The following is a 22,920-nucleotide window of genomic DNA, read 5'->3' as shown; positions in this document are numbered from 1 at the left end:
ACTCGTCGAACATCGAGATGTAGATGCCCTGCACCCCGGCCCGCACCATGTTGTAGAACTGCCGCCACATGAAGTCGCCGTGCGCCCGCTGCCGGGCGGACACGTCGCCGGGCAGCACACAGGGCTGGTAGTCGATGCCGTGCGCGGCGCAGTCCGCGACGTCCGGCACGGTGGCATTGGTGTAGAAGTTGTCCGCGTCCGCGGCGGTGCCGATCCGGCCGACCAGCCACGGCGAGATCATGTCGAGCGCGTGGTAGACGTCCGAGAAGCCCGATCGCGAGTCGCTGACTCCGGTCCGCCACCAGGTCGGCACTCCGCCGATGACGTAACAGCCTTGGTTCTTGAACCAGTTGACGACGTCGAGGCAGGCGTCCGCGCCGAACGCGTGCTTGTCGTCGTTGAATCCGAAGCCCCAGATGCAGACGACCGGCTTGCCGTTCTGCGTCGCGTACGCCGAACTCGCCGTGTGCGCCGACATCTTGTTCGTCCAGTCGGTCTTGATCTCGGACTGCATGTTCGTCCAGCCGCTGACGTCGTACATGAGGTAGAACTTCCGGCCGTACGCCTCGGCGGCGCTGCGCACCTTCTGCGCCATGTCGTCCCGCGTCGGGCCCTCGCCGCCGGTCGGGTTGAAGCGCTGGAGGGCGGCGGTGTCGATGCCGTACTGCTGCATCCACAGGAAGTGGGTGTTCACGGTCTGCTGGTCGTACGACGAGAACAGCCCGGGGGCGCGGCCGTTGCCGAAGTTCGCGAAGGCGGTCGGGTACGTCTTCGTGTAGTCGCGGATGTCCGGCCAGGCCTTGATGCCGTTGTTGGACGGCGAGGGGGTCGAGGCGCTGTTCGGGGCCCAGTGCCACCAGGCGTTGATCGGCGCGCCGTCGCCCTTGCAGGCGAACCAGCCCTGGTAGCCGACGGTGACCTTGCCGACGACATCACCGACGGCGCTGCCGGTGGTGGTGGCCGCCGAGGCGGACCGGGCCACGCCGAACGCACCGAGCGCGGCCACCGCGGAGCCGCCGGCGGTCACACCGAGCACCCTGCGACGCGTCCAGGGGGAGGTGCGGTGGGATGTGGGCATGCGGGAACTCCGAGGGGGGAGGGGAGCCTGGCAGGCATACTTCAAGACGTGAGTTAAGAGGTGATGTCGACGGGGAGTCAAGACGGGCGTGCCGCTTGGGGCCTATGTGTGGAATGGTCTGGGCCATCCCGGGGCGGCGTCAGGTGACGCGACCGGCATGCATAGCTTGCGGCCCCCGGTACGGCGCCGCACCCCCCGCCCGGACGTAGCGTGAGCCCGTCACCGTATGCCCGCCCCGCAGCACCGGGAGTCCCAGATGGCCCGCTCCGAAGCCCGCGTCCCCACCGACCGGCCCGCCCGCTACGCCAAGCAGCTCGCCTCGCATCTCGGCCGCCGCTCGCAGACCACCTGGGACGAGGAGACCGGCACCGGTGCCATCGTCTTCCAGAACGGCACCGGCACCCTCACCGCGACCGACGGCGCGCTGCTGCTCACCGTGGAGACGGACCCCGAGAACCTCGAACTCCTGGAAGGCGTGGTCGGCCGGCACCTGGTCCGCTTCGGCACCCGCGACGAACTCGTCGTCGCATGGCACCGCGACAACGGAGAGCCCGGCACCACCCAGGACAACCCCGGGGAGCCGATGCCCCACTAGGGGCTGTCCGGCGGATCAAGTCGCAGGAAAGCAGCGGTGACTGTTCAGTTCCGGTGGGCGTGCCAGACCCCGCGTCTGCGGCATGATCCGCCGGACAGCCCCTAGTCGAGCCCCGCGGCCGGAAAACTAGTCGAACTGGCTCGGCAGCGGTGCCGGGGTCTTGCCGGACAGCACGTCCTTGAGGCGCTGGGCGCCGTTCTGGACGGCCAGGGCGGTGCTGTCGTGGTCGACGCCGGACAGGCCGCCGTTGGTGACCGCCGCCCCGGAGGCGCCGACGCGCATCGCCGCGACGTCCAGGGTGGTCGTGGCGGGCTGCCCGTTGGAGGTGCCCTGGACGGTGACCGTGAGCGCCGCCAGCGCGTCGGCCACCTTGGGCGGTTCCTTGTACTCGACGACCTGCACGGTCCGCTTGCTGCCGTCCGAGGCGGTGGCGGTGAACTGGTTGCACTTCTCCGGGAGGCCCTTCAGCCAGCCGATGGTGGCGTCCATCTGGGCCTGGCCGTAGTCCCCGACCTGGTACAGCAGCCGGGAGTCCTGCGAGGTGAAGCCGCGCAGCCCGGAGGCGCCGGTGGCGCGGCCCAGCAGGGTGTCGGAGTAGAGGCTGTCCAGCAGCCGCTGGCAGTCGGCGGCGTCGGACTTGGCGCTGAGGAACTCGGCGACGTCGACCTTGCCGACCAGCATCTGGTTGCGCCAGGTGGCGGCGTCGTTGGCCAGTTGCCAGTCGTCCTCGATGTCGGCCGGTGTGATCAGCGCGGCCTGGGCCCCGGCACCGGTGAGGGTAGGGGTGCGCGACGGGGACGGGGAGCGTTCGGCGGCGGGGGAGACGGGCGCGGCCTCGGGGGAGCCGCTGCCGTCCGTGCATGCCGCCGTGGCGAACAGGGTCCCCGCGGCCAGGGCCGTGGCGATAACACGCGCGGGTCGGGACGGACGGGTCATCGCGACTGCCTCCTCGGGAACGCGGTACGTCCCTCCACGCCACCACCGGCCACCGGCGCCGACCACCCGCGCGTGCCATTCGGGTGAGCGTCAGGATCCGGTCGCCGTGATCCGCACCCGCCGGCTGCCGCAGCGCGGGCACACCGCGTCCGTGAGCGGCGACGGTACGGCCCGGCCGGCCTCGTCGACGTACTCCAGGGTGCTCTGCAGGTCCGGATCGGCGACCGGGTCGGTGAAGAACACCGCCTGGAAGGTGGCCTCCCAGCCGTGCCCGCACCGCCCGCAGCGGAACGCGAAGGTCTCGGGCACCGCGCCGGGCACGGGCCCGGGACCCGGGGGCTCGGTCATCGGCTCCGGCTCCTGTCACTCGGCCCCCCGTCCCCCAGGGCACCGCCCCTTCCGTCCGGCGGCAAGTCGGGGCCTGGGCGTGGCTGGGGCCGGGCCGGGCCGGGGCCGGGCGTCCCAGGCGTGGACGCCCTCTTGACGCCGGGCGGAGGCGGATCGACACTCCAGAAGAGAATCCTAGTGAAAAGGTAGGGAAAGATGGGTCGCCTGCGCACGCTCACCGGCAGACAGCGCCGCGAGAGCCCCGCGCCCTGGGCCGGCCCCCTGCTCACCTCCCGCCGCCACCTCGACCTGCTGCGGATGTGCGGCGCCACCGGCCGCAGAGGCTGAGCGCCCATCCGTCAGGACTCACCAGAGCTCGCCGAGCACCCACCGACGAACGCTTCCGCCGCGCGTACGTCCGCGCGCCCGCCCGCCCCCGGGGAGACGCATGTCCATCACTCCACTCGCCGCCGTGCCGTCCGTCCGCACCGCCCCCGCCTTCCGTGGCCGCATCGGCCGGGACGCGCGCAGCGGTCACTACGCCGTGCCGCGCCGCTACCGGCTGCACCTGTCCACCGCGTGTCCGGACGGCCTCCGGATCGCCGTCGGCCACAGCCTGCTGGCCCTGGACGACTGTTGTCCGGTCACCTTCCTCCCCGCCGTCCCGGACTGTCCCGACGGCAGCCACCCGGCACTGCGCCCGCTGTACGAGGCCAGCGCCCACCACTACTCGGGACCGGCCCTCGCGCCGGTCTTCAGCGACGACTGGTCCGGCCGTATCGTCAGCACCCACAGCCGGGACATCCTGCGCGACCTGGACCGGCACTTCGGGGACGGCGTCGCCCGGCTCTACCCGTGCGGCGCCGAGGCCGAGATCGAGGCCGTCGAGCGGCTGTGCGCCGAGGACATCGAGCAGGCCGCCCAGCGGGCCGGCCGCGAGGGCGGCGACCCAAAGGCGCTGGCGGTGCTGCTCGCCGCCCTGGCCGACCTGGAACGCCGGCTGACCGGGGTGGAGTTCCTGGTCGGCGGTCAACTCACCGCCGCGGACATCGAGTTGTGGGTGACCCTGGTGCAACTCGACACCGTGCACCGCAACCACCTGGACGCCACCGCCGTGCACGCCATCGCCGGCCACCCGGTGCTGTGGGCCTACGCCCGGCGGCTGGCGGCCCACCCGGCCTTCGGTGCCCACCTCGACCTCGACGGCATCGCCCGCCGTCACCACGGCCGTTGCCAGGGCCTGGAAGCCGCCGGCGCGGCCGTCCAGATCCTGGACTGGGCGGGCCACGCAGCGGACGCTCCCGGCGTTCCGCGCAGGTGAGAGCGGCCCGAACCGTCCCGCCAGTCGGACAGGCGTTGACATTCGTTCGGGCAACTGCGTTACTTACGGACCAGAACGGTCAAGAGCGTCAGCGTCAAGCCCTGGCTTGCTGACCGGCAACCCTCGCATCGCGGTGGGGTGCCCCAGGTGACGACCGGACCGACGACGTTTCGGCAAGCGACGATTCGGTAAGCGCGAGGCCCCCGGGGCCGGCTCGACAGTGACAGGTGACGGACATGTACGCAGCTTCCAGGACGGCCCAGCGCCGCGCCGTGGGCTGCGTACGCCCGTACCCGAGCCCGCTCGTCGCCGACCGCGCCGTCGATCTGCTCCGTGTCAACAGCGCCCTGTGTAGCGCGTGTACCGCACCGGGCTGTGCCCGCTGTCGGGTCTGACCAGGCCTTTCCGCCGATCTCCCGCAGCTTCGCACCCCAGCGTCCCCGTCGAAACACCGGCCGCCCGGTGTGCCGCCGTCCGCCCAGCCCCGTGTCCCGCGCGCCCCCGCGCACCGTGCCGTGCCCGAACACGGTACGGTGCGCGGCCCCCGCCGTGGGACACGTGGGTGTCCGACTCCGCCGGAGCCCGCCATGAGTGAACCCCCAGGCGCCACGATCGCCCCCGAGGCACCCCCCGCCGCCGACGAACCGTCAAGACCCCTCGCCGCACAGCGAGTTCTGCCACTGCGCAGGCCGGGACGGTGGATCGCCACCGCCGTCGTCCTGGTCCTGGCCGTCCAGTTCGTGCACGGACTGGTGTCCAACCCCTTCTACCAGTGGGACCGCTTCGGCTACTGGTTCCTGCGGCCGACCATCCTCGACGGGCTGGTCATCACCCTCGAAGTCGCCGCCTACAGCGCGGTGTTGGGCCTCCTCGGCGGCATCCTGCTCGCCCTGGCCCGGCTCTCCAAGAGCCCGGTGCTGCGCGCGGTCAGCTGGACCTACGTATGGGCGCTGCGCTCCATCCCGCTCATCGTGGTCTTGCTGTTCCTCTACAACTTCAGCGCCCTGTACAAGACGTTGAGCATCGGCGTCCCCTTCGGACCGGCCTTCTTCTCCTTCGACGAGTCGAAGCTCGCCACCGACATGGTGGTCGCCGTCATCGGCCTCAGCCTCAACGAGGCCGCCTACGCGGCCGAGGTGGTCCGCGGCGGCATCCTCTCCGTGGACCAGGGCCAGCACGAGGCGGCCGCCGCGCTCGGCCTGCCCAAGGGCTACCAGTTCCGCCGGATCGTGTTCCCGCAGGCGCTGCGGTCGATCACCCCGAACTACGTCAACCAGCTCATCGGCCTGATCAAGAGCACCTCGCTGGTCTTCTACGTCTCGCTGCTCGACCTCTTCGGCACCGCGCAGACCATGGGCTCCACCTACCCGGGCGACATCGTGCCGCTGCTCCTGGTGGTCACCGTCTGGTACCTGATCCTGACCAGCGTCGTCTCCGTGATCCAGTTCTACGTCGAGCGGTACTACGCCCGCGGCGCCACCCGCACGCTGCCGCCGACGCCCCTCCAGAAGCTGCGCACCGGCCTCACCGACCTGCGCGCCCGCATCCGCCGGGAGACCGCCGTATGAGCAGCACCGACACTCTGGAGACGGCCCCCGCCGCCCTGGAGATCCACGACGTCCACAAGTGGTACGGCGCCCACCGCGTCCTGGACGGCATCGACCTGACCATCCGTCCCGGCGAGGTCACCGTCATCCTGGGCCCGTCCGGCTCCGGCAAGTCCACCCTGCTGCGGGTCGTCAACCACCTGGAGAAGCCCGAGATCGGCCACGTCAGCGTCAACGGCGAGCCGATCGGCGTGAAGCGGCAGGGCGACCGGCTGAAGGAGCTGAGCGAGCGCGCCATCCTGGCCCAGCGCAGCCGGATCGGCTTCGTCTTCCAGAACTTCAACCTCTTCCCGCACCTGACCGTGCTGGACAACGTGGCCGCCGCCCCGGTCGCCACCGGAAAGCTCACCAAGCCCGAGGCCCAGGCCCTGGCCAAGGAACTCCTGGAACGGGTCGGCCTCGGCGAGCGCGTCGGCGCCTACCCCCGGCAGCTCTCCGGCGGCCAGCAGCAGCGCGTCGCCATCGCCCGCGCCCTCGCCCTGCGCCCCGGCGTGATCCTCTTCGACGAGCCCACCTCCGCCCTGGACCCCGAACTCGTCGGTGAGGTCCTCGCCGTCATCAAGGACCTGGCGACCAGCGGCACCACCCTCGTCATCGTCACCCACGAGATCGGCTTCGCCCGCGAGATCGCCGACCGGGTCGTCTTCATCGACGGCGGCAGGATCGTCGAGCAGGGCCCGCCCTCCGAGGTCCTCGACAAGCCGCAGCACGAGCGGACCAGGGACTTCCTCAGCAAGGTCCTCTGAACCGCCGCACCCCCGGACTTCCCCCCACGCAGAACCCCCACGCAGAACCCCCACGCCCAACCTCCGCACACCTCTTCCAGCGACAAGGAACGGCCATGCCCACCCACCTCACCCGACGCAGCCTGATCAGAGGCATCTCCGCGGCGACCGTCGTCGCCTCCCTCGCCGCCGGGCTCGCCGCCTGCGGGGGCGACAGCGACGCGGCCACCACATCCGGCAGCGCCGCCTCCGGCACGGTCACCGTGGGAGCACTCTCCAACGGCGCCGCCAAGGAGACGACGCTCAAGGTCTCCGAAGTGAAGTCGATCAGCGCCGAGCTGCCCAAGGCGATAGCGAAGAGCGGCAAGCTGGAGATCGGCGTCGGCTTCCTGCCCGCCGGTTCCCCGCCGCTCGGCTACGTCGGCTCGGACCAGAAGACCCTCACCGGTTCCGAGGCCGACATCAGCCGCCTGGTCGCCGCCGTCCTCGGTCTCCAGCCGGAGCTGAAGAACTCGACCTGGGAGAACCTCTTCATCGGTCTGGACAGCGGCAAGGTCCAGGTCGCCTTCTCCAACGTCACCGACACCGAGGAGCGCAAGCAGAAGTACGAGTTCGCCTCCTACCGGGAGGACAACCTCGGCTTCGCGGTGGCGGCGGACGACAAGTGGAACTTCGACGGCAACTACGAGAACCTCGCCGGCAAGACCGTCGCCGTGGGCGCCGGCACCAACCAGGAGCGGATCCTCCTGGAGTGGAAGAAGAAGCTGGCCGCCGAGGGCAAGAAGCCGCTCACCGTCAAGTACTTCCAGGACAACAACAGCACCTATCTCGCGCTGGCCGCCGGGAAGATCGACGCCTACCTCGCCCCGAACCCCTCGGTCGCCTACCAGGTCTCCCAGACGAAGGGCACGGGCAAGGCGGTCCGGAACGCGGGCACCTACTCCGGAGCCGGAGCGTCCCTCCAGGGCCTGATCGCGGCGACCGCCAAGAAGGACAGCGGCCTGGCCAAGCCGCTCGCCGACGCGATCAACTACCTGATCAAGAACGGGCAGTACGCCAAGTGGCTGGCCGCCTGGAACCTCTCCAACGAGGCCGTCGCCAAGTCCGAGGTCAACCCGCCCGGACTGCCGCTCTCCGACTCCTGATCATCCGTAAGACAGCAACCCCGCAGGTTGAGGAAGGACTCCGCCTCCGTGACTCTCCAGACCGGCCTTCGCGGAGGCGGAGCCCCTCTCGCTCCCCGCACGTCCCCGCTCGACAACGCCGTCTGGTCGGCCCTCGCCGGCCCGCACGCCCACCTCGCGGAACGGGTCGGCCGGGCGGCCCGCTACCCCGACGACGTCTACGCCTACGCCGCCCTCGCCGACCCCACCGACCCGGCCGCCTGGGCCGACCTGTACACGCTCGTCGGCCCGGGAGCGATCGTGAAGATCAAACCGGTCGAGGCGGCACCGCCCGGCTGGGAGGTGGTCGGCGGCGGAACGGGTGTCCAGTTCGTGGACACGGCACTCCGGGCCGAGCCAGCCCCCGAGGCCGTCCGGCTCGGACCGGACGACGTGCCCGAGATCCTGGACCTGGTAGCCCGGACCGAGCCCGGCCCGTTCCGCACCCGGACCGTCGAGATGGGCGCCTATCTCGGCATCCGGCACCACGGCCGCCTGATCGCCATGGCGGGGGAGCGGCTGCGGCTGCCCGGCTGGACGGAGATCAGCGCCGTCTGCACCGACCCCGAGCACCAGGGCCGGGGACTGGCCACCCGGCTGGTCCGCGCGGTCGCCGCCGGTATCCGCGAGCGCGGCGACACGCCGTTCCTGCACGCGGCCCCCGGCAACGCGAACGCGATCCGGCTGTACGAGTCGATCGGCTTCACCGAGCGGCTCCGTACCCGCACCCTGCTGGTGCGCAGCCCGGGAACAACCACGGAAACCGGTCTGTTGTGACTCACGACGAGATGTACGCGGAGCCGGCCGGGAGGAGCGGGACATGACACGTGTGCCCAGCCCCAGCCGCCGTACCGTCCTGCACTCCCGGCCGCACATCGACCTCCAGCGCGTGGCCGGCGCGCTCTGTTGTTCCTGACCAGTTGTCCCCGCTGCGCCCTTCCCTTCGGCGCGCCCTCGTACGGACCTTCAGGAAGGCACCACTGTGTCCTCATCTCCCGACTCCCACCTGCACCTCGCCGTCGCCCTGGACGGCACCGGCTGGCACCCCGCCTCCTGGCGCGAGCCGGTCGCCCGGCCGCACGACCTGTTCAGCGCCGGCTACTGGGCGGACCTGGTCGCCGAGGCCGAGCGCGGTCTCATCGACTTCGTCACCATCGAGGACGGCCTCGGCCTGCAGTCCTCGCACTACGGTGAGCCGGACGAGCGCACCGACCAGGTCCGCGGCCGCCTGGACGCCGTCCTGATCGCGGCCCGGATCGCGCCCCTGTCCAGCCACATCGGCCTGGTGCCGACGGTGATCGCCACCCACACCGAGCCGTTCCACATCTCCAAGGCGATCGCCACCCTGGACTACGTCAGCACCGGCCGCGCCGGGCTGCGGGTGCAGATCTCCGCCCGCCCGCACGAGGCGGACCACTTCGGCAGGCGCGCCTTCCCGCCGGTCGACCTGGCGGCACTGCGCACCCCGGCCGGGCAGCAGCGGCTCACCGAGCACTTCGACGAGGCCGCCGACTACGTCGAGGTGGTGCGCCGGCTCTGGGACAGCTGGGAGGACGACGCCGAGATCCGGGACGCCGCCACGGGCCGTTTCATCGACCGCGACAAGCTGCACTACATCGGCTTCGAGGGCCGGCAGTTCAGCGTCAAGGGCCCCTCCATCACCCCGCGCCCGCCGCAGGGCCAGCCGCTCGTCACCGCCCTCGGCCACCAGACCGTCCCCTACCGGCTGATCGCCCGCCAGGCCGACGTCGGCTACGTCACCCCGCAGGACGGCGCCGACGCCCGCGCGATCGTCGCCGAGATCCGCGCCGAACAGGAGGCCGCCGGACGGGCCGGGGACACCGTGCACGTCTTCGGCGACCTCGTGGTCCTCCTGGACGACGACCCGGCCACGGCCGCCGCCCGCAAGGACCGCCTCGACGCCCTCGACGGCGGCGCGTACACCGGCGACGCCCGGATCTTCACCGGGACGGCCGCTCAACTCGCCGACCTCCTTGAGGAGTTCGCCGCCGAAGGCCTCTCCGGCTTCCGGCTGCGGCCCGCCGTGCTCGGCCACGACCTGCCGCGCATCACCGCGGACCTGGTCCCCGAACTCCAGCGCCGCGGCCGCTTCCGCACCGCCTACGAGGCGGACACCCTGCGCGGCCTGCTCGGGCTCGCCCGCCCCGCCAACCGCTACGCCGTCGCTGCCACCGCCTGAGCCGGAAGGACCGCACTCCCATGAGCAAGCCGCTGAAGCAGATCCATCTGGCCGCACACTTCCCGGGCGTCAACAACACCACCGTGTGGAGCGACCCGGCCGCCGGCAGCCACATCGAGTTCAGCTCCTTCGCCCACTTCGCGAAGACCGCCGAACGCGCCAAGTTCGACTTCCTGTTCCTCGCCGAGGGCCTCAGGCTGCGCGAACAGGGCGGCAAGATATACGACTTGGACGTCGTCGGCCGCCCCGACACCTTCACCGTGCTGGCCGCGCTGGCCGCCGTCACCGAACACCTCGGACTGACCGGCACCATCAACTCCACCTTCAACGAGCCCTACGAGGTGGCCCGCCAGTTCGCCAGCCTCGACCACCTCTCCGGCGGCCGGGCCGCCTGGAACGTGGTCACCTCCTGGGACGCCTTCACCGGCGAGAACTTCCGGCGCGGCGGCTTCCTGCCGCAGGACGAGCGCTACTCCCGCGCCAAGGAGTTCCTCGCCACCACCAACGAGCTCTTCGACTCCTGGCACGGCGACGAGATCCTCGCCGACCAGGCCACCGGCGCCTTCCTGCGCGACGCCGGGGCCGGCTCCTTCGTGCACCAGGGCCCCCAGTTCGACATCCACGGCCAGTTCAACGTGCCGCGCTCCCCGCAGGGCCGCCCGGTGATCTTCCAGGCCGGCGAGTCCGACGAGGGCCGCGAGTTCGCCGCCTCCAGTGCCGACGCGATCTTCAGCCGGTACGCCACCCTCGACGCCGGCCAGGCCTTCTACACCGACGTGAAGTCCCGCCTCGCCAAGTACGGCCGCCGCCCCGACGAGCTGCTGATCCTGCCCGCCGCCAGCTTCGTCCTCGGCGACACCGACGCGGAGGCCGAGGAGATCGCCCACCAGGTCCGCCGCCAGCAGGTCAGCGGGGCGACCGCCCTCAAGCACCTGGAGTTCGTCTGGAACCGGGACCTGTCGTCGTACGACCCGGAGGGCCCGCTGCCCGACGTCGACCCGCTGGTGGGCGAGGACCACATCTCCCGCGGTCGCGCCCAGGTCAGGATGTACCGCGACCCGATCGCCATCGCCCGCGAGTGGCGCGAGCTCGCCGAGGCCAACAAGTGGTCCATCCGCGACCTCGTGATCAACACCGGCAACCGGCAGACCTTCGTCGGCTCCCCGGCCACCCTCGCCCGCACCATCAACGACTTCGTGCAGGCGGACGTCTCCGACGGCTTCATCCTGGTCCCGCACATCACCCCCGGCGGACTGGACGTCTTCGCCGACCAGGTCGTCCCGCTGCTCCAGGAGCAGGGCGTCTTCCGCACCGAGTACGAGGGCACCACCCTGCGCGACCATCTGGGCCTCGCCCACCCGGACGAGAAGCGGAGCGAGCGGGTGGCGTCGTGAGGTTCCTCGCGATCACCCTGATCGTGCACCGCCCGGATCCGGTCACGGGGAGACAGAAGTCCACCCACGACCGGTTCCGGGAGGTCCTCGGCAACGCCGTGCTCGCCGAGGAACTGGGCTTCGACGGCTTCGGCGTGGGGGAGCGGCACGAGCGGCCGTTCATCTCCTCCTCGCCCACCGTGGTGCTCAGCCATGTCGCCGCGCTCACCCGGCGCATCCGGCTGTTCACCGCGGTGACCACACTGAGCCTGCTGGACCCCGTCCGGGCGTACGAGGACTACGCGACCCTCGACCACCTCTCCGAGGGCCGCCTCGACCTGATCATCGGCAAGGGCAACGGCTCCGCCCAGCGCGAGCTGTTCCGTGTCACGCCCGAGGACCAGTGGGACCGCAACGCCGAGAGCTACGAGGTGTTCCGGCAGCTGTGGCGGCAGGACAAGGTCACCGCGAAGACCCGGTTCCGGCCGGAGCTGACGGACGCCGAGGTGTGGCCGCGCCCCTACCAGCGGCCGGTCCGGGTCTGGCACGGCAGCGCCACCAGCAAGGAGTCCGTCGACCTCGCGGCCCGCTACGGCGACCCGCTGTTCTCCGCGAACGTCAGCAACCCCGTGGAGCCGTACGCCGAGTTGGTCCGGTACTACCGGGAACGCTGGGAGCACTACGGCCACGACCCGGCGGACATCGCCGTCGGCGCGGGCACGGCGGGCCTCCTGGTCGCGCCCACCAGCCAGCAGGCGCTGGCCGCCTACCGCCCGGTGTTCGAGGCGAACCTGGCCTTCTTCCGCCGGGCGGGACTGCCGGTCGTCTTCGAGACCCTGGAGGACTTCGCCGAGCGCAGCTCGGCGCTGATCGGCAGCCCGCAGCAGGTCATCGAGAAAGTGCACCGCTACCACGAGCAGTTGGGGCATACGGTCCTGCATCTGCACGCCGACGCCAGCGGGCTGACGGATGCTCAGCACCGCGACTCGCTGGAGCTGTTCCAGTCGGCGGTGGCCCCGGTGCTGCGCAAGGACATCCCCGACCCACCGTTCCCGTGGGCACCCGTACACCCGGCAGCGGAGGAGCCCGCGCATGTCTGACATCCCCCTCGGCGTCCTCGACCTGGTGCCGGTCCCGAGCGGTGCCACCGCCGCCGACGCACTGCGCAACTCCGCCGAACTCGCGCAGCGCGCCGAGGAGTTCGGTTACGCCCGCTACTGGTTCGCCGAGCACCACCTCAACCCGGGGGTGGCCGGCACCTCCCCCGCGGTGGTCCTGGCACTGACCGCCGCCGCGACCTCCACGATCCGCCTCGGCTCCGGCGCCGTACAGCTCGGACACCGCACCGCGCTGTCCACGGTCGAGGAGTTCGGCCTCCTCGACGCCCTGTACCCGGGCCGCCTCGACCTGGGCCTGGGGCGCTCCGGCGGGCGCCCGCCCGGGGAGAAGGCGACCGCGCCGACGACGACCCCGGTGGTCGACGGCCGGACACCCAACGGGCTGGTCATCCCGCCCCGCTTCTCCTTCGCCCGGCTGCTCGGCTCCCCGCGGCTCGCCCTCCACCGCAAACTGCTCCTGCTGCCGAACGCCGAGTCCCAGGACTACGCCGAACAGATCGACGACATCCTCGCCCTGCTCGCCGGAACCTACCGCACCGAGGACGGCGTCGAGGCCCACGTCGTCCCCGGCGAGGGTGCCGACGTCGAGGTGTGGATCCTGGGCAGCAGCGGCGGCGAGAGCGCCCAGGCCGCGGGCGAGCGGGGCCTGCGCTTCGCCGCCAACTACCACGTCAGCCCGGCCACCGTCCTGGAGGCGGTGGACGGCTACCGCGCGAACTTCCAGCCCTCGGACGTCCTCGACAAGCCCTACGTCAGCGTCTCCGCCGACGTCGTGGTCGCCGAGGACGACGCCACCGCCCGTGAACTGGCCACCGGCTACGGCGCCTGGGTCCGCAGCATCCGCACCGCCGAGGGTGCCATCCCCTTCCCCACTCCCGAGGAGGCCCGGGCACACGTCTGGACGGACGAGGACCGGGAACTGGTCCAGGACCGCCTCGACACCCAGTTCGTGGGCAGCCCGCAGCACGTCGCCGACCGCCTGGAACAGCTCCAGGAGGCCACCGGCGCCGACGAGTTGCTCATCACCACCATCACCCACGACCAGGCCGACCGCATCCGCTCCTACGAACTCCTCGCGGCGGAATGGCGTCGCCGCTGAGGCTCACCCCTGCGCGGCCACCAGCTCAAGGAGCCGGTGGCCCGCCCCGCCCGAGAACCACTCGGCATGGCCGACGTAGTACTCGTACGCCAGCCGGGCGTTCGCCGGCGACCGGGTGACCCCGTGGAAGTAGTCCAGCTCGGACAGTGCGAACTCGGCGTGGACCAGCGGGAGAAGAGCGGGCAGCGCCTTCGACTCGGCGGCACTGAGCGGGCGTACCGCCTGATAGCCCTGGAGCAGCGCGACCGCGTGCTCCTGCTGGACCGGACGGTCGGGGTGCAGCCACTGCACGGTGTTCCGCTCCAGCGCCGTGGCCAGGTCGTGCACGGCGGTGGTGCGGTCGCTCATCCCGAAGTCCAGCACGGTGGCGACCTCGCCGTCCTCGCCCCAGAGGAGGTTGGAGGCGTGCCAGTCGTTGTGGGTCCACAGGGGACGGAGCGCGGACAGGTGCGGGGCCAGGCGTTCGTGGTGCGGGAGCAGCACGCGACGGGTGTCCTCGCGCCAGGGGAGTTCCGCCAACGCCTCAGCCAGGCCCGGCCGTTCGGACAGGTACGTGGTGAGCGCGGCCCAGGGGTCCGGGGCCGCGAACACCGTGAAGGAGGCGACCAGCGGCTGCGGTGAGCGGCGCGGTGCGGCGAAGCCCTCCGCCGCCAGGTGCAGCCGGGCCAGCGCCTCGCCCGCCGCCCGGGCGTGGGCCGTACCGAGGAACGGCGACCAGGACAGCGCGTCCCGGTACAGGTCGGTGCCGGTACCGGCCGAGTGGACCTCGTACGTCCACTCGCCGCGCTCCACCAGGTCCAGGACCTCCACCACCGGCGCCCCGCGCTCGCGCAGATGGCGCAGGAAGGCGTGCTCCTCCGCGAGCCCCTGCGGGGTGCGCACGGTGACATGGTGCCGTTTCACGAACAGCCGCCGTCCGTCCCGTACCACGACGGCCGCCGCCGACAGCGGACGCGGACTGCGCCACACCACCCGGGCCGGCCCGGTCACGGCCGTGACCTCGGCGTCGGTCAGCGGTGGCCAGTCCGGCTCGACCGGCTCGGTGCCCAGGCCGTGGGCCAGATGCGCGCTCACGGTGTCCGCACCGCCGTCGTGCCGCGCAGCGAGTCCAGGACCCGGCGTTCCGTCGCCGCGAACTCCGGCGCCGTGAAGTCGTCGGCGCCGCGCGGCCGGGGCAGCGGGACCTCGACGCGGTCCACCACCGTGGCCGGGCGCGGGGACAGGACGTGCACGGTGTCGGCGAGCAGTACGGCCTCCCGGATGTCATGGGTGACCAGGACGACCGTCCAGCGGTGCCGCTGCCACATGCCGGCCAGCCACAGCTGCATCTCGGTGCGGGTCAGCGAGTCCAACGCGCCGAACGGCTCGTCGAGCAGCAGCACCGGCCGCTCCAGGACCACCGTGCGCAGCAGTGCGGCCCGCTGCCGCATGCCCCCGCTGAGCTGCGAGGGATACGCCTGCTGGAAGCCGTCGAGGCCGAAGTCGGCGAACAGCGCGTCGGCCCGCACCCTGGCCTCCTTCTTCCGCACCCCCTGCGCCTCCAGGCCCAGCGCGGTGTTGTCGAGGACCGTCCGCCAGGGGAACAGCAGGTCCTTCTGCGGCATGTAGGCGACCTTGCCGGACTCCACCCCGGCCGGCTCGCCCTCCACCAGCACCCGTCCGGAGGTCGGCCGGTCGAGCCCGGACACCAGGTTGAACAGGGTGCTCTTGCCGCTGCCGCTGGGCCCGATGACAGCGGCGAACTCACCTGGCTGCACTGTGAGTTCGAGGTCGCGCAGGACTTCGAGATCCCCGAACGACTTGCTCACCCGCTCGACGGCGAGACCGCTCATGGCCGCCGCTCCTTCCGCTCCCAGGGCAGCACCAGCCGCTGCAACAGATACGTGGCCCCGAACAGGGCGATGCTCAGCGCGGCCGTCACGGCCACCGCCGCGAACACCAGGTCGGTGCGGAACGCGCTCTTCTGGGCCTGCATGTAGATCCCGAGCCCCGACTCGGCGCCCGCGTACTCGGCGAACACCGCGCCGACCACGGCGTAGGTGATGCTCACCCGCAGCCCGGCGAAGAAGTACGGCATCGCGCTCGGCACCCGCACCAGCCGGAACGCCCGCCACCGCCCGGCGCCGAGCGAGCGCAGCAGCCGCATCGCCTCCCGGTCGGTCGCCGCGAAGCCCGCGGCCAGGTTGGCGGCCAGCGGGAAGAACGTCGTCAGCGTCACCACCAGCATCTTGGGCAGCAGCCCGAAGCCGAACCAGATGATCAGCAGGGGCGCCACGGCGACGATCGGGATCGTCTGCGAGGCGACCAGGAGCGGGTACAGGCCCCGGCGGGCGGCGGCGGAGAAGTCCAGCACCACCGCCACCAGCCAGGCCGCCGCGAACGACAGCGCGAAGCCGAGCAGGGTCTCCTGGAGCGTGGGCAGTGTCTGGTCCCAGAGGTCCTGGCGGTTCAGCCAGCCCTGCTCCGCCACCCGGGCGGGGGAGGGCAGCGTGGTCGGGTCGACCCCGGCCGCCGTCACGTACAGCTGCCAGCCGCCGACGACCACGGCGAGCACCAGCAGGGGCGGCCACAACGACCGCAGCACGGACCTCACTTGGCGGCCGGGAGGTAGGCGTCGGTGAAGAACGCCGAGGTGTCCGGCGCCTTCGTCAGCTTCCTGCCGTTCGCGTCGACGAGCAGCCCGGCGCCGTACTCGAAGTCGGCGAAGGCCTTCCACCGGGCCGCGCTCTGGGTACCGGTCGAACCGTCGGCGCCCTTGTAGTACTCCTTGGCCAGCAGCTCCGAACTCTCCTTCACCAGCTTGGTGTTGGTGAGCACGCTCTTGTTGGCGGCGATGAGGAGATCGGCGGCCTGGTCGGGATGGTCGGCCGCGTAGCGGTACCCCTTGTCGACGGCCGCGAGGAACTTCTTCGCCACCGTCGGGTTCTTCTTCAGGAACTGGTCGGAGGACGCGATCAGCGTGGAGTAGATGGCCGGGAAGCCGTAGTCGGAGAGCTGGAAGTCCTTGAGCGGCCTCCCGCTGAGCTTCGCCTCCAGGCCCTCCCAGGTCGGCATCGGCATCGCGAAGTCCGCCTTGCCGGCGTACAGCGCCGCGTACGCCGAGGTGTTGAGGGTGACCTGCTTGAAGTCGCCCGTGCCGCCCGCGTTCTTGATCACCTTCTGCAGCAGCGGCTTCTCGTAGGGGGCGCCGAACCCGGCGTACGTCTTGCCGTCGAGGTCCTTGGGCGAGGTGATGTCGGTGCGGTCGGCGCGCACCGAGACGGTCACGTCCGTCTTCTGCGTGACGGCGTAGACGGAGGTGACGTCCTGGCCGGCCGCGCGGGCGGTGGTGACGCCCTCCTGGTAGGAGATGCCGAAGTCGGCCTTGTGGCTCGCGATCAGCGTCTCGGGCGCGGTCGAGCCGTAGGGCACGATCTTCAGGTCGATCCCGGCGTCCTTGAACCAGCCCTTGGCCTGGGCGACGTAGATGCCGGTGTGGTTGGTGTTGGGGGTCCAGTCCAGGGCCAGGGTGACGGTGGTGGTGCCGTCCTTGGCCGCGGCCGTGGAGTCGGCGTCGGCCGAGCAGGCGGTGGTGACGGCGAGCAGCGTCAGGGCGGCGAGGGCCGGCAGCGCGGTGCGGCGGAGCATGGTGGAGGGTCCTTCGTACGGGGGAGGGGAGCCGGGCGGCGGTGCGGAGCGGTCAGGCCCGACACAGCGCGCTGTCCACCCGCTTGAAGTCGACGGCGAGCCGCCGGGTGAGCAGGGTCATGCCGTCACGTCCAGCAGGCCGTTGGTGAAGGAGCGGTGCCAGTCGTGGTCGTGCGCGATGGCGCCGTTCTCGGCGAGCCAGTGCGCGTAGGGGCCCATCCGGCCCTCGTCGATCACACCCCATCGGCCGTGCGGGTCCGTCCACGTCGGGGCGATCAGGGCGAGGGAGCGGGCGATGAGCGGCCGCGGGAAGTACGGGATGACCCGCTCCAGCATCTCCAGCGTGGCGTCGGGCTCCCCGGCCGCGGTGCCGTATCCGCGGGCCGTCACGGTCAGGAAGTCCCGTACCAGGGACGGCTGTTCGTCGCGCAGCCGCTCGCTCGTGCCCAGCAGGTAGCTGTGGTAGCGGGGCGCGCCTATCTCGTCGACCGGCCAGGTCAGCCTGCTGTGCTCGGGCAGGTCGCCGCGGAGCGCGTCCCAGGACCAGTAGTTGCCGAAGGTCGCGTCCGCCTCGCCGGCCTCGATGTCGTCCACCGTCAGCTCACGGGCGCCCGCGTCGACCGTGACCACCGCGTCGGGATCGCCGCCGTCCGCCGCCACCAGATGGCGGACCATGGCCCGCCCGCGCGGGGTCGGGTTGTAGGCGAGGCGGCGGCCCGCCAGGTCGCGGGGCCGGGTGATGCCGGTCGAGGTGGTGGTCTGGATCGCTTCCAGCCCGCGGTGGTTGATCGCGGCGACCGCGACCAGCGGCTGACCGAGCTCCGCCCGGCGGGCGAGCAGCCGGTTCGGCGGGAAGATCCCGAAGTCCACCTCGCCCCGGGCCAGGTACTCCAGCGTGTCCCCGCGCCCCGGATCCTGCACCACCAGCTCGACGTCCAGACCGGCCGCCTCGTACCAGCGGCGGGCACGGGCGACGTACAGACCGGCAGAATTAGGCCATGGATGGAAATAGTCGAGCATGACCCGTATGTGCGGCATGGGGGTACTCCGAAGGCGGTGTGCGCGGACGCGCGGGGGTGAGCGAGGTGAGGGAGCCGAGGGGGCGCGGTCAGCGGGACCGGCGACAGCACGTACGACAACAACAGGAGCGGGCAGCGTGCTGGGGCACCGTGGGCTGCGGCTCGACTGCTGTGGACACGTGAACTCCTACGCGGGGCGCAAAGCGCTGCTGGTGCGGTCGGCGTCCCCATGGGGACCGTGTCCGCAGGTGCGGCACACGGATCCCAGACGCCCTCTCAGCCCGGTCGGGGAGGGGCTCCCGCGTAGATGGCCGAAACCATAACCGCAGCTCCCGCATCCTGCGCAAGCCGGGTCCGGAATGTGGGATGCGGATGCCCGACTTGTGAGACGCCCTGGTCGCGGGCGTACGATCGCCCGCCATGACCACCCTGCTGCCCGGCCCCCTGGTCGACCACACCTGGCTCGCGACCCACCTGGACGATCCCCGGCTGGTCGTCCTCGACGCCACCGCGCTGCTGCCCTCGCCCCGCCACGACGGCGACCACCGCTCCGCGTCCGGCCGCGCGGGCTGGGCCGAGCGCCACATCCCCGGTTCCCGCCACGCCGACGTCACCGGGGACCTGTCCGACCCCGGCGCGCCGTACCACTTCGCCGTTCCGGCGCCGGACGCGCTCGCCGCCGCACTGGCCGGGCTCGGCGTGGGGGAGGGGGCCGAGGTCGTCGTCTACGACACCGGAGGCGGGATCTGGGCCGCCCGGGTGTGGTGGATGCTGCGCGCGATCTCGGTACCGGCCGCGGTGCTGGACGGCGGGCTGGCGGCGTGGGAGGCGGCGGGGCGGCCGGTGGCCACGGGGGACGGCGCCGCCGTGCCCGCCGCCGTGCCGGTGACGCCGGTGCCGCGGCCCGGGCTCTGGTCGGACATCGAGGAGGTGGCGGCGATCAGCCGGGGGGAGCGGCCGGGGGTGCTGGTCTGTGCGCTGCCCTCCGGGGGGTTCGCCGGGTCGGTGCCGGGCCGGTACAGCCGGCGGGGGCACATACCGGGGAGTATCAGCCTGCCCGGCCGGGAGCTGCTGGACGATGCGGGGCGGGTGTTGCCGATGCGTGAACTCGACGAGAAGGCAGGGGCGTTGGCGGATGCGTCGCCCGTCGTCCTCTACTGCGGTGGGGGGATCTCGGCAGCGGGGGCGGCACTTGCGCTGACGCTGCTGGGGCGTGCGGACGTGTCCGTGTACGACGGCTCGCTGGAGGAGTGGTCCAAGGACCCTTCGCGACCATTGGAGTTGGGCGGCTAGCGGGAGGGGTGGTCCTGTGCGCTGCCGGGTGCGGGTGCGTCGTCGCTGGTCGCGCCCACGCGGCGGAGCCGCACATCACATACAGCCCCGCGCCCCTGGGCAAGTCCACGCACCGGCGCTGCCGCGCGGACGTCTCCCTCCCCCGAAGGTGGCGTCCGCGCGGCTGCTTCCCCCGGCGCCGGACAGTGGTCGTCCGACCTCCGCGTCGCGGCCGTGCTGTCACCAGCACATGACCGCTGTCTCCCCGGATCCCCATGTCGAGTGGAGACGGACGCGGACGAAGTAGCGGCGGCCCTTGACGAGCCGGACCCTGAGACCGGTGTTGTGCGGTGTGCCCCCGTCGTCGTGGCCGGCGAGGTAGCGCGGTTCCCCGTCGCGCTCCTCGAAGACCACGACCACGGAGTCGCTCTCTCCGAAGGTGCCCACGGTGTACACGCGGGTCTCCGGCGGCTCCACGGCGAAGTCCGCCTGTCCGCCCGGCCCCAGGCTGAGCGGCGCCGAGCGGAACGGCACCAGCGCGGCCGGCGGCTCGGCGGGCGGGTACCAGCGGAGCACGAACTCCTTGTCGGCCGGGGACAGCGACCCCGGCGGGTGGAGACCGTTGTGGTACTGCTCCGGCTCCAGGATCAGCCCCGGACCGAAGGGGTACTGCATCACGGACTGCGGGTCCCACACCGAACCGTTGGCCTCGGAAGGGTCCAGCCTGCGCAGGATGTTGACGTCCGTCCGGTCCCGGCTCCAGTGGTTCGGCGGGCCGGCGAGGTCGGCGTAGACCGCCTCGTCGTCCCAGTGCACGCCCGCGAACGGGCTCTGGTGCTCGTGCCGCATCCCGAGCGCGTGCCCGATCTCGTGCAGGGCCGTCCAGTGCCCGTCGGGCCCGGTCAGGTCCCAGCCCAGGTTCATCGTGCGCTCGCCCAGGCCGACCGAGAGCGCGTCCCGGCCCACCGCCGACCAGGATCCGTCGCCCAGCTGGAAGCCGATCCGCAGCTCCGCCTCGCACCGGTCGACGACCTCGGCGAACATCACCCCGATGCCGAGGTCCTGCCACTCCCGGAGGCACTCGCGCACCACGTCCCGCTGCTCCTTCGCACCGGCCCACGACACCCGGCGGGTCTCCCCGGTCCCCGGGACCGGGATCACCGAGGCGTCGGTGTCGGCGTCGAAGAAGTAGTAGTGCAGGGCCGTGCCGTTGACCCACATCCGCTGCCCGCCGACGAGCGCGCCGAGCCGCTCGGCGGCCAGTCCCGGGGCGAACTCCGGGGCCGACTGCCGCGGTAGCGAGCAGTAGCGTGGGGTCATGCGCCCAGACTGCCGTTCGCCCCGGCCGGGCGCCTGAGTCGGAAGCTACTCAAGTCCCCCTGTATCAGAGCTGAGCAACGCGACTCATACTCACGTGACGACTTACGAACGGGAAGTGCGAACCCTCGAACCGCTCTGGCCGTTCACCGGCCGGGAGGACGAACTGGAGCTGGTCAGGCGGTCGTCGGTGGCCGGACGGCAGGGTGTCGTGGTGACCGGTCCGGCCGGCACCGGCAAGACCCGGCTGATCACCGAGGCCGTCCCGGGCACCGACTGCGTCCGGGTGACCGGCACCCCCGAGACCAGCACCCTCCCGTTCGCGGCGTTCGCCCACCTGCTCTCCGACCGGGTCTCGCTGCCCGGCGCGGTCCGCCACCTGTCCGGGGTACGGCTCCTGGTCGTCGACGACGCGCACCTCCTCGACGAGGCCTCGGCCGCCCTCGTCCACCAGCTCGCCGTGCACCGCCGCACCCGGCTCGTGGTGGCCGCCGTCGACACGGCCCCCGTCCCCGGGGCGGTATCCCGGCTGTGGACCGGGGAACTTCTCACCCATCTCGCCCTGGAACCGCTGCCGTACGACGAGACGGACCGGCTGCTCGCAGGCAGCGGCCTGGACGCGCTCACCGTGCGCCGGCTGCACCGGGTGTGCCGGGGTGATCTGCGGCTGCTGCGCGACCTGCTCGGCGCGCTGCGCGAGTCCGGTCCGCTGACCCGGGTCCCGGACACCGGCGAGTGGACCTGGCGCGGCCCGCTGCCGCTCACCGCGACCGTACGGAACCGCATCGCGCCCCTGCTCGACCGGCGGGGCCAGGAAGACCGCGAAACCCTCGAACGCCTGGCGTTCGCCGAGCCGTTGCCGCTCCACCTCGACGACGGCCTGGACCTGGCCGCTCTCGAACGGCTGGAGACCGACGGCCTGATCCGCGTCGACGACCGGGGCACGGTCCGCCTGGCCCACCCGCTGCACGGCCCCGCGCTGCGCGCCTCGGCGGGACGGCTGCGGGCCCGCAGGCTGGCCCGCACCCCCGGGCAGTGCGAGGCCGCCCTGAAGGACGAACAGGAGCAACTGGCGCAGTGCATCGAGCAGTTGGACGTACGGGAGGTGCCGGCCCCGGTGGGGGAGTGGCTGGCGTCGGGAGGCCTGCCCGTACCGGCCGGGTACGCGGCCGTGCGTGCCCGGTACTCGTGGCTTCGGGGGGAGCTGCGAGAGGCGGCGGCGTGGGCGAGGGAGGGACTGCGGGCGACGCCGGGCGACGCCGCCTGCCGTACCGAACTCGCCCGGGCCGTCGCCGAGTCGGGGGAAGCCGCCGTAGTGCGCGGGGACGGGGGTCTCGCGCACTACGGCACCGTCCGGCTCGGGGAGCCCGAAGGGGCCGCGGGGTCCGCGGGGCGGCTGGACGGCGTGCTCGCACGGCACGCGCAGGCCCTCGTCCGCGGCGACGGACCCGCCCTCGACCGGGCGGCCGAGGCACTGGCGGAGCGCGGTCTGCTGCTGTTCGCGGCGGAGGCCCACGCCCAGGCCGTCCGCGCCCACCGCGACCCGCGCGCCGCCCGGCTGTCCCGGACCCGCGCGGTCGCCCTCGCCCGCCGCTGCCAGGGTGCCCGCACGCCGGCCCTGTCCGGCCTGGTCCTCGGCGAACTCACCGCCCGCCAGCGCCAGATCGTCACCCTCGCCGCCACCGGCCTCAGCAACCGGCAGATCGCCGAGCAACTGACGCTGTCCGTACGGACGGTGGGCAACCACCTCTACAGCGCCTACACCCGGCTCGGCGCGAGCGACCGGGCGGCACTGCCGTGGCTGGTGGAGCAGCCGGACCGGCAGTCGGCGTAAGCGCTGCGCTGGAAGCGCCGCGATCTGCCGTCTGCCGTCTGCCGTCTGCCGTCTGCGGCGCCGTCGTGGCTGGTCGCGCCCACGCGGCGGCAGCCGCATATTCAACACGGCCCCGCGCCCCTTTGGGGCGCTCAGGCCGCCCCGAACGCGGCGAACGCCCAGCCCGTCGCCTGGTGCAGTGCGTCGCCCGGCAGGGCGGCCCTGGCGTCGCGCAGCGCCTCGGCCAGTGACAGGCCGGCGCCCAGGCCCTTGTGCAGGGCCAGCATCAGCGGGACCACCGCCGCGTCGTTGACCGGGGCGCTGCTGGCC

General features: G+C 72.3%; 23 protein-coding genes, 1 pseudogene and 1 riboswitch. Of the genes and pseudogenes, 14 read left to right on the top strand and 10 right to left on the bottom strand.

Annotated features, from left to right (window positions below):
* A partial coding sequence (locus ACWGKQ_RS49065) for a glycoside hydrolase family 71/99-like protein (protein WP_453298613.1) occupies positions 1–1,078 on the bottom strand: 1,078 nt, incomplete at its 3' end.
* Positions 1,079–1,334: 256 nt separating this feature from the next.
* On the opposite strand from ACWGKQ_RS49065, the gene ACWGKQ_RS49060 reads away from it, so the two are divergent.
* The gene (locus ACWGKQ_RS49060; protein WP_453298612.1) at positions 1,335–1,673 is read left to right on the top strand and encodes a DUF2218 domain-containing protein; all 339 of its coding nucleotides are present in this window, start codon (positions 1,335–1,337) and stop codon (positions 1,671–1,673) included.
* A 126-nt stretch (positions 1,674–1,799) separates the two neighbouring features.
* On the opposite strand, the gene ACWGKQ_RS49055 is transcribed toward ACWGKQ_RS49060, so the two are convergent.
* A complete protein-coding gene (locus ACWGKQ_RS49055) occupies positions 1,800–2,609 on the bottom strand; it encodes a hypothetical protein (RefSeq protein WP_453298611.1) in 810 nt (269 codons plus the stop codon).
* A gap of 90 nt (positions 2,610–2,699) precedes the next feature.
* Positions 2,700–2,957 (bottom strand): hypothetical protein, encoded by a 258-nt coding sequence (locus ACWGKQ_RS49050; protein ID WP_453298610.1) that lies wholly within the window; start codon positions 2,955–2,957, stop codon positions 2,700–2,702.
* A 195-nt stretch (positions 2,958–3,152) separates the two neighbouring features.
* On the opposite strand from ACWGKQ_RS49050, the gene ACWGKQ_RS49045 reads away from it, so the two are divergent.
* The 11 genes from ACWGKQ_RS49045 to ACWGKQ_RS48995 all read left to right on the top strand — a co-directional run bounded on the left by ACWGKQ_RS49045 (position 3,153) and on the right by ACWGKQ_RS48995 (position 13,542).
* Complete coding sequence (locus ACWGKQ_RS49045; protein ID WP_453298609.1) at positions 3,153–3,284, top strand: hypothetical protein; 132 nt, start codon at positions 3,153–3,155, stop codon at positions 3,282–3,284.
* 100 nt (positions 3,285–3,384) lie between these two features.
* The gene (locus tag ACWGKQ_RS49040; RefSeq protein ID WP_453298608.1) at positions 3,385–4,257 is read left to right on the top strand and encodes a glutathione S-transferase C-terminal domain-containing protein; all 873 of its coding nucleotides are present in this window, start codon (positions 3,385–3,387) and stop codon (positions 4,255–4,257) included.
* Between the two features lie 77 nt (positions 4,258–4,334).
* A riboswitch (SAM riboswitch) is annotated at positions 4,335–4,458 on the top strand.
* Between the two features lie 386 nt (positions 4,459–4,844).
* On the top strand, positions 4,845–5,825 hold the full coding sequence (locus tag ACWGKQ_RS49035) for an amino acid ABC transporter permease (RefSeq protein ID WP_453298607.1): 981 nt from the start codon (positions 4,845–4,847) through the stop codon (positions 5,823–5,825).
* Positions 5,822–6,610 (top strand): amino acid ABC transporter ATP-binding protein, encoded by a 789-nt coding sequence (locus ACWGKQ_RS49030; protein WP_453298606.1) that lies wholly within the window; start codon positions 5,822–5,824, stop codon positions 6,608–6,610. Before ACWGKQ_RS49035 ends, ACWGKQ_RS49030 begins: the two co-directional genes overlap by 4 nt.
* Before the next feature lie 95 nt (positions 6,611–6,705).
* Positions 6,706–7,734: a transporter substrate-binding domain-containing protein gene (locus ACWGKQ_RS49025; protein WP_453298605.1), complete on the top strand. Its 1,029-nt coding sequence runs from the start codon at positions 6,706–6,708 to the stop codon at positions 7,732–7,734.
* A 48-nt stretch (positions 7,735–7,782) separates the two neighbouring features.
* Positions 7,783–8,529 (top strand): GNAT family N-acetyltransferase, encoded by a 747-nt coding sequence (locus ACWGKQ_RS49020; RefSeq protein ID WP_453298604.1) that lies wholly within the window; start codon positions 7,783–7,785, stop codon positions 8,527–8,529.
* Positions 8,530–8,572: 43 nt separating this feature from the next.
* On the top strand, positions 8,573–8,668 hold the full coding sequence (locus ACWGKQ_RS49015; RefSeq protein ID WP_384033399.1) for a putative leader peptide: 96 nt from the start codon (positions 8,573–8,575) through the stop codon (positions 8,666–8,668).
* Between the two features lie 66 nt (positions 8,669–8,734).
* Positions 8,735–9,952: an LLM class flavin-dependent oxidoreductase gene (locus ACWGKQ_RS49010; RefSeq protein WP_453298603.1), complete on the top strand. Its 1,218-nt coding sequence runs from the start codon at positions 8,735–8,737 to the stop codon at positions 9,950–9,952.
* Between the two features lie 20 nt (positions 9,953–9,972).
* A complete protein-coding gene (locus ACWGKQ_RS49005) occupies positions 9,973–11,346 on the top strand; it encodes an NtaA/DmoA family FMN-dependent monooxygenase (RefSeq protein ID WP_453298602.1) in 1,374 nt (457 codons plus the stop codon).
* Positions 11,343–12,425, top strand: a complete 1,083-nt coding sequence (locus ACWGKQ_RS49000) for an LLM class flavin-dependent oxidoreductase (protein WP_453298601.1) — start codon at positions 11,343–11,345, stop codon at positions 12,423–12,425. Before ACWGKQ_RS49005 ends, ACWGKQ_RS49000 begins: the two co-directional genes overlap by 4 nt.
* Positions 12,418–13,542, top strand: a complete 1,125-nt coding sequence (locus ACWGKQ_RS48995) for an MsnO8 family LLM class oxidoreductase (protein WP_453298600.1) — start codon at positions 12,418–12,420, stop codon at positions 13,540–13,542. The genes ACWGKQ_RS49000 and ACWGKQ_RS48995 overlap by 8 nt, the downstream gene beginning before the upstream one ends.
* Positions 13,543–13,545: 3 nt before the next feature.
* Here the strand turns inward: ACWGKQ_RS48995 and ACWGKQ_RS48990 are convergent, their stop codons facing one another.
* The 5 genes from ACWGKQ_RS48990 to ACWGKQ_RS48970 form a co-directional block, all read right to left on the bottom strand.
* A complete protein-coding gene (locus ACWGKQ_RS48990; RefSeq protein ID WP_453298599.1) occupies positions 13,546–14,616 on the bottom strand; it encodes a phosphotransferase enzyme family protein in 1,071 nt (356 codons plus the stop codon).
* Positions 14,613–15,374: an ABC transporter ATP-binding protein gene (locus ACWGKQ_RS48985; protein WP_453298598.1), complete on the bottom strand. Its 762-nt coding sequence runs from the start codon at positions 15,372–15,374 to the stop codon at positions 14,613–14,615. The genes ACWGKQ_RS48990 and ACWGKQ_RS48985 overlap by 4 nt, the downstream gene beginning before the upstream one ends.
* Positions 15,371–16,126 (bottom strand): ABC transporter permease, encoded by a 756-nt coding sequence (locus tag ACWGKQ_RS48980; protein ID WP_453298597.1) that lies wholly within the window; start codon positions 16,124–16,126, stop codon positions 15,371–15,373. Before ACWGKQ_RS48980 ends, ACWGKQ_RS48985 begins: the two co-directional genes overlap by 4 nt.
* A 5-nt stretch (positions 16,127–16,131) precedes the next feature.
* Positions 16,132–17,169 (bottom strand): ABC transporter substrate-binding protein, encoded by a 1,038-nt coding sequence (locus tag ACWGKQ_RS48975; RefSeq protein ID WP_453298596.1) that lies wholly within the window; start codon positions 17,167–17,169, stop codon positions 16,132–16,134.
* Positions 17,170–17,286: 117 nt separating this feature from the next.
* A complete protein-coding gene (locus tag ACWGKQ_RS48970; RefSeq protein ID WP_453298595.1) occupies positions 17,287–18,207 on the bottom strand; it encodes an ABC transporter substrate-binding protein in 921 nt (306 codons plus the stop codon).
* A gap of 401 nt (positions 18,208–18,608) precedes the next feature.
* On the opposite strand from ACWGKQ_RS48970, the gene ACWGKQ_RS48965 reads away from it, so the two are divergent.
* The gene (locus tag ACWGKQ_RS48965) at positions 18,609–19,481 is read left to right on the top strand and encodes a sulfurtransferase (protein ID WP_453298594.1); all 873 of its coding nucleotides are present in this window, start codon (positions 18,609–18,611) and stop codon (positions 19,479–19,481) included.
* Between the two features lie 219 nt (positions 19,482–19,700).
* Here the strand turns inward: ACWGKQ_RS48965 and absR1 are convergent, their stop codons facing one another.
* A complete protein-coding gene (gene absR1 / locus ACWGKQ_RS48960) occupies positions 19,701–20,780 on the bottom strand; it encodes a beta-glucuronidase AbsR1 (protein ID WP_453298593.1) in 1,080 nt (359 codons plus the stop codon).
* A 94-nt stretch (positions 20,781–20,874) separates the two neighbouring features.
* On the opposite strand from absR1, the gene ACWGKQ_RS48955 reads away from it, so the two are divergent.
* On the top strand, positions 20,875–22,611 hold the full coding sequence (locus ACWGKQ_RS48955; protein WP_453298592.1) for a LuxR family transcriptional regulator AbsR2: 1,737 nt from the start codon (positions 20,875–20,877) through the stop codon (positions 22,609–22,611).
* A 131-nt stretch (positions 22,612–22,742) separates the two neighbouring features.
* Here ACWGKQ_RS48955 and ACWGKQ_RS48950 read toward each other — a convergent pair.
* Positions 22,743–22,920: pseudogene (locus tag ACWGKQ_RS48950) on the bottom strand (CHAT domain-containing protein); the annotation flags it as partial.

The sequence above is a fragment of the Streptomyces sp. NPDC054770 genome (genome assembly GCF_053611985.1).
This window is presented reverse-complemented; position numbering and strand designations above follow the sequence as displayed.

Coding starts and splice junctions, on each gene's coding strand:
- absR1 (WP_453298593.1), bottom strand. CDS start 20,780: ATGACCCCACGCTACTGCTCGCTACCGCGGCAGTCGGCCCCGGAGTTC.
- ACWGKQ_RS49035 (WP_453298607.1), top strand. CDS start 4,845: ATGAGTGAACCCCCAGGCGCCACGATCGCCCCCGAGGCACCCCCCGCC.
- ACWGKQ_RS49030 (WP_453298606.1), top strand. CDS start 5,822: ATGAGCAGCACCGACACTCTGGAGACGGCCCCCGCCGCCCTGGAGATC.
- ACWGKQ_RS48995 (WP_453298600.1), top strand. CDS start 12,418: ATGTCTGACATCCCCCTCGGCGTCCTCGACCTGGTGCCGGTCCCGAGC.
- ACWGKQ_RS49060 (WP_453298612.1), top strand. CDS start 1,335: ATGGCCCGCTCCGAAGCCCGCGTCCCCACCGACCGGCCCGCCCGCTAC.
- ACWGKQ_RS49025 (WP_453298605.1), top strand. CDS start 6,706: ATGCCCACCCACCTCACCCGACGCAGCCTGATCAGAGGCATCTCCGCG.
- ACWGKQ_RS49050 (WP_453298610.1), bottom strand. CDS start 2,957: ATGACCGAGCCCCCGGGTCCCGGGCCCGTGCCCGGCGCGGTGCCCGAG.
- ACWGKQ_RS49045 (WP_453298609.1), top strand. CDS start 3,153: ATGGGTCGCCTGCGCACGCTCACCGGCAGACAGCGCCGCGAGAGCCCC.
- ACWGKQ_RS49015 (WP_384033399.1), top strand. CDS start 8,573: ATGACACGTGTGCCCAGCCCCAGCCGCCGTACCGTCCTGCACTCCCGG.
- ACWGKQ_RS48970 (WP_453298595.1), bottom strand. CDS start 18,207: ATGCCGCACATACGGGTCATGCTCGACTATTTCCATCCATGGCCTAAT.
- ACWGKQ_RS48965 (WP_453298594.1), top strand. CDS start 18,609: ATGACCACCCTGCTGCCCGGCCCCCTGGTCGACCACACCTGGCTCGCG.
- ACWGKQ_RS49055 (WP_453298611.1), bottom strand. CDS start 2,609: ATGACCCGTCCGTCCCGACCCGCGCGTGTTATCGCCACGGCCCTGGCC.
- ACWGKQ_RS49040 (WP_453298608.1), top strand. CDS start 3,385: ATGTCCATCACTCCACTCGCCGCCGTGCCGTCCGTCCGCACCGCCCCC.
- ACWGKQ_RS49005 (WP_453298602.1), top strand. CDS start 9,973: ATGAGCAAGCCGCTGAAGCAGATCCATCTGGCCGCACACTTCCCGGGC.
- ACWGKQ_RS48985 (WP_453298598.1), bottom strand. CDS start 15,374: ATGAGCGGTCTCGCCGTCGAGCGGGTGAGCAAGTCGTTCGGGGATCTC.
- ACWGKQ_RS48975 (WP_453298596.1), bottom strand. CDS start 17,169: ATGCTCCGCCGCACCGCGCTGCCGGCCCTCGCCGCCCTGACGCTGCTC.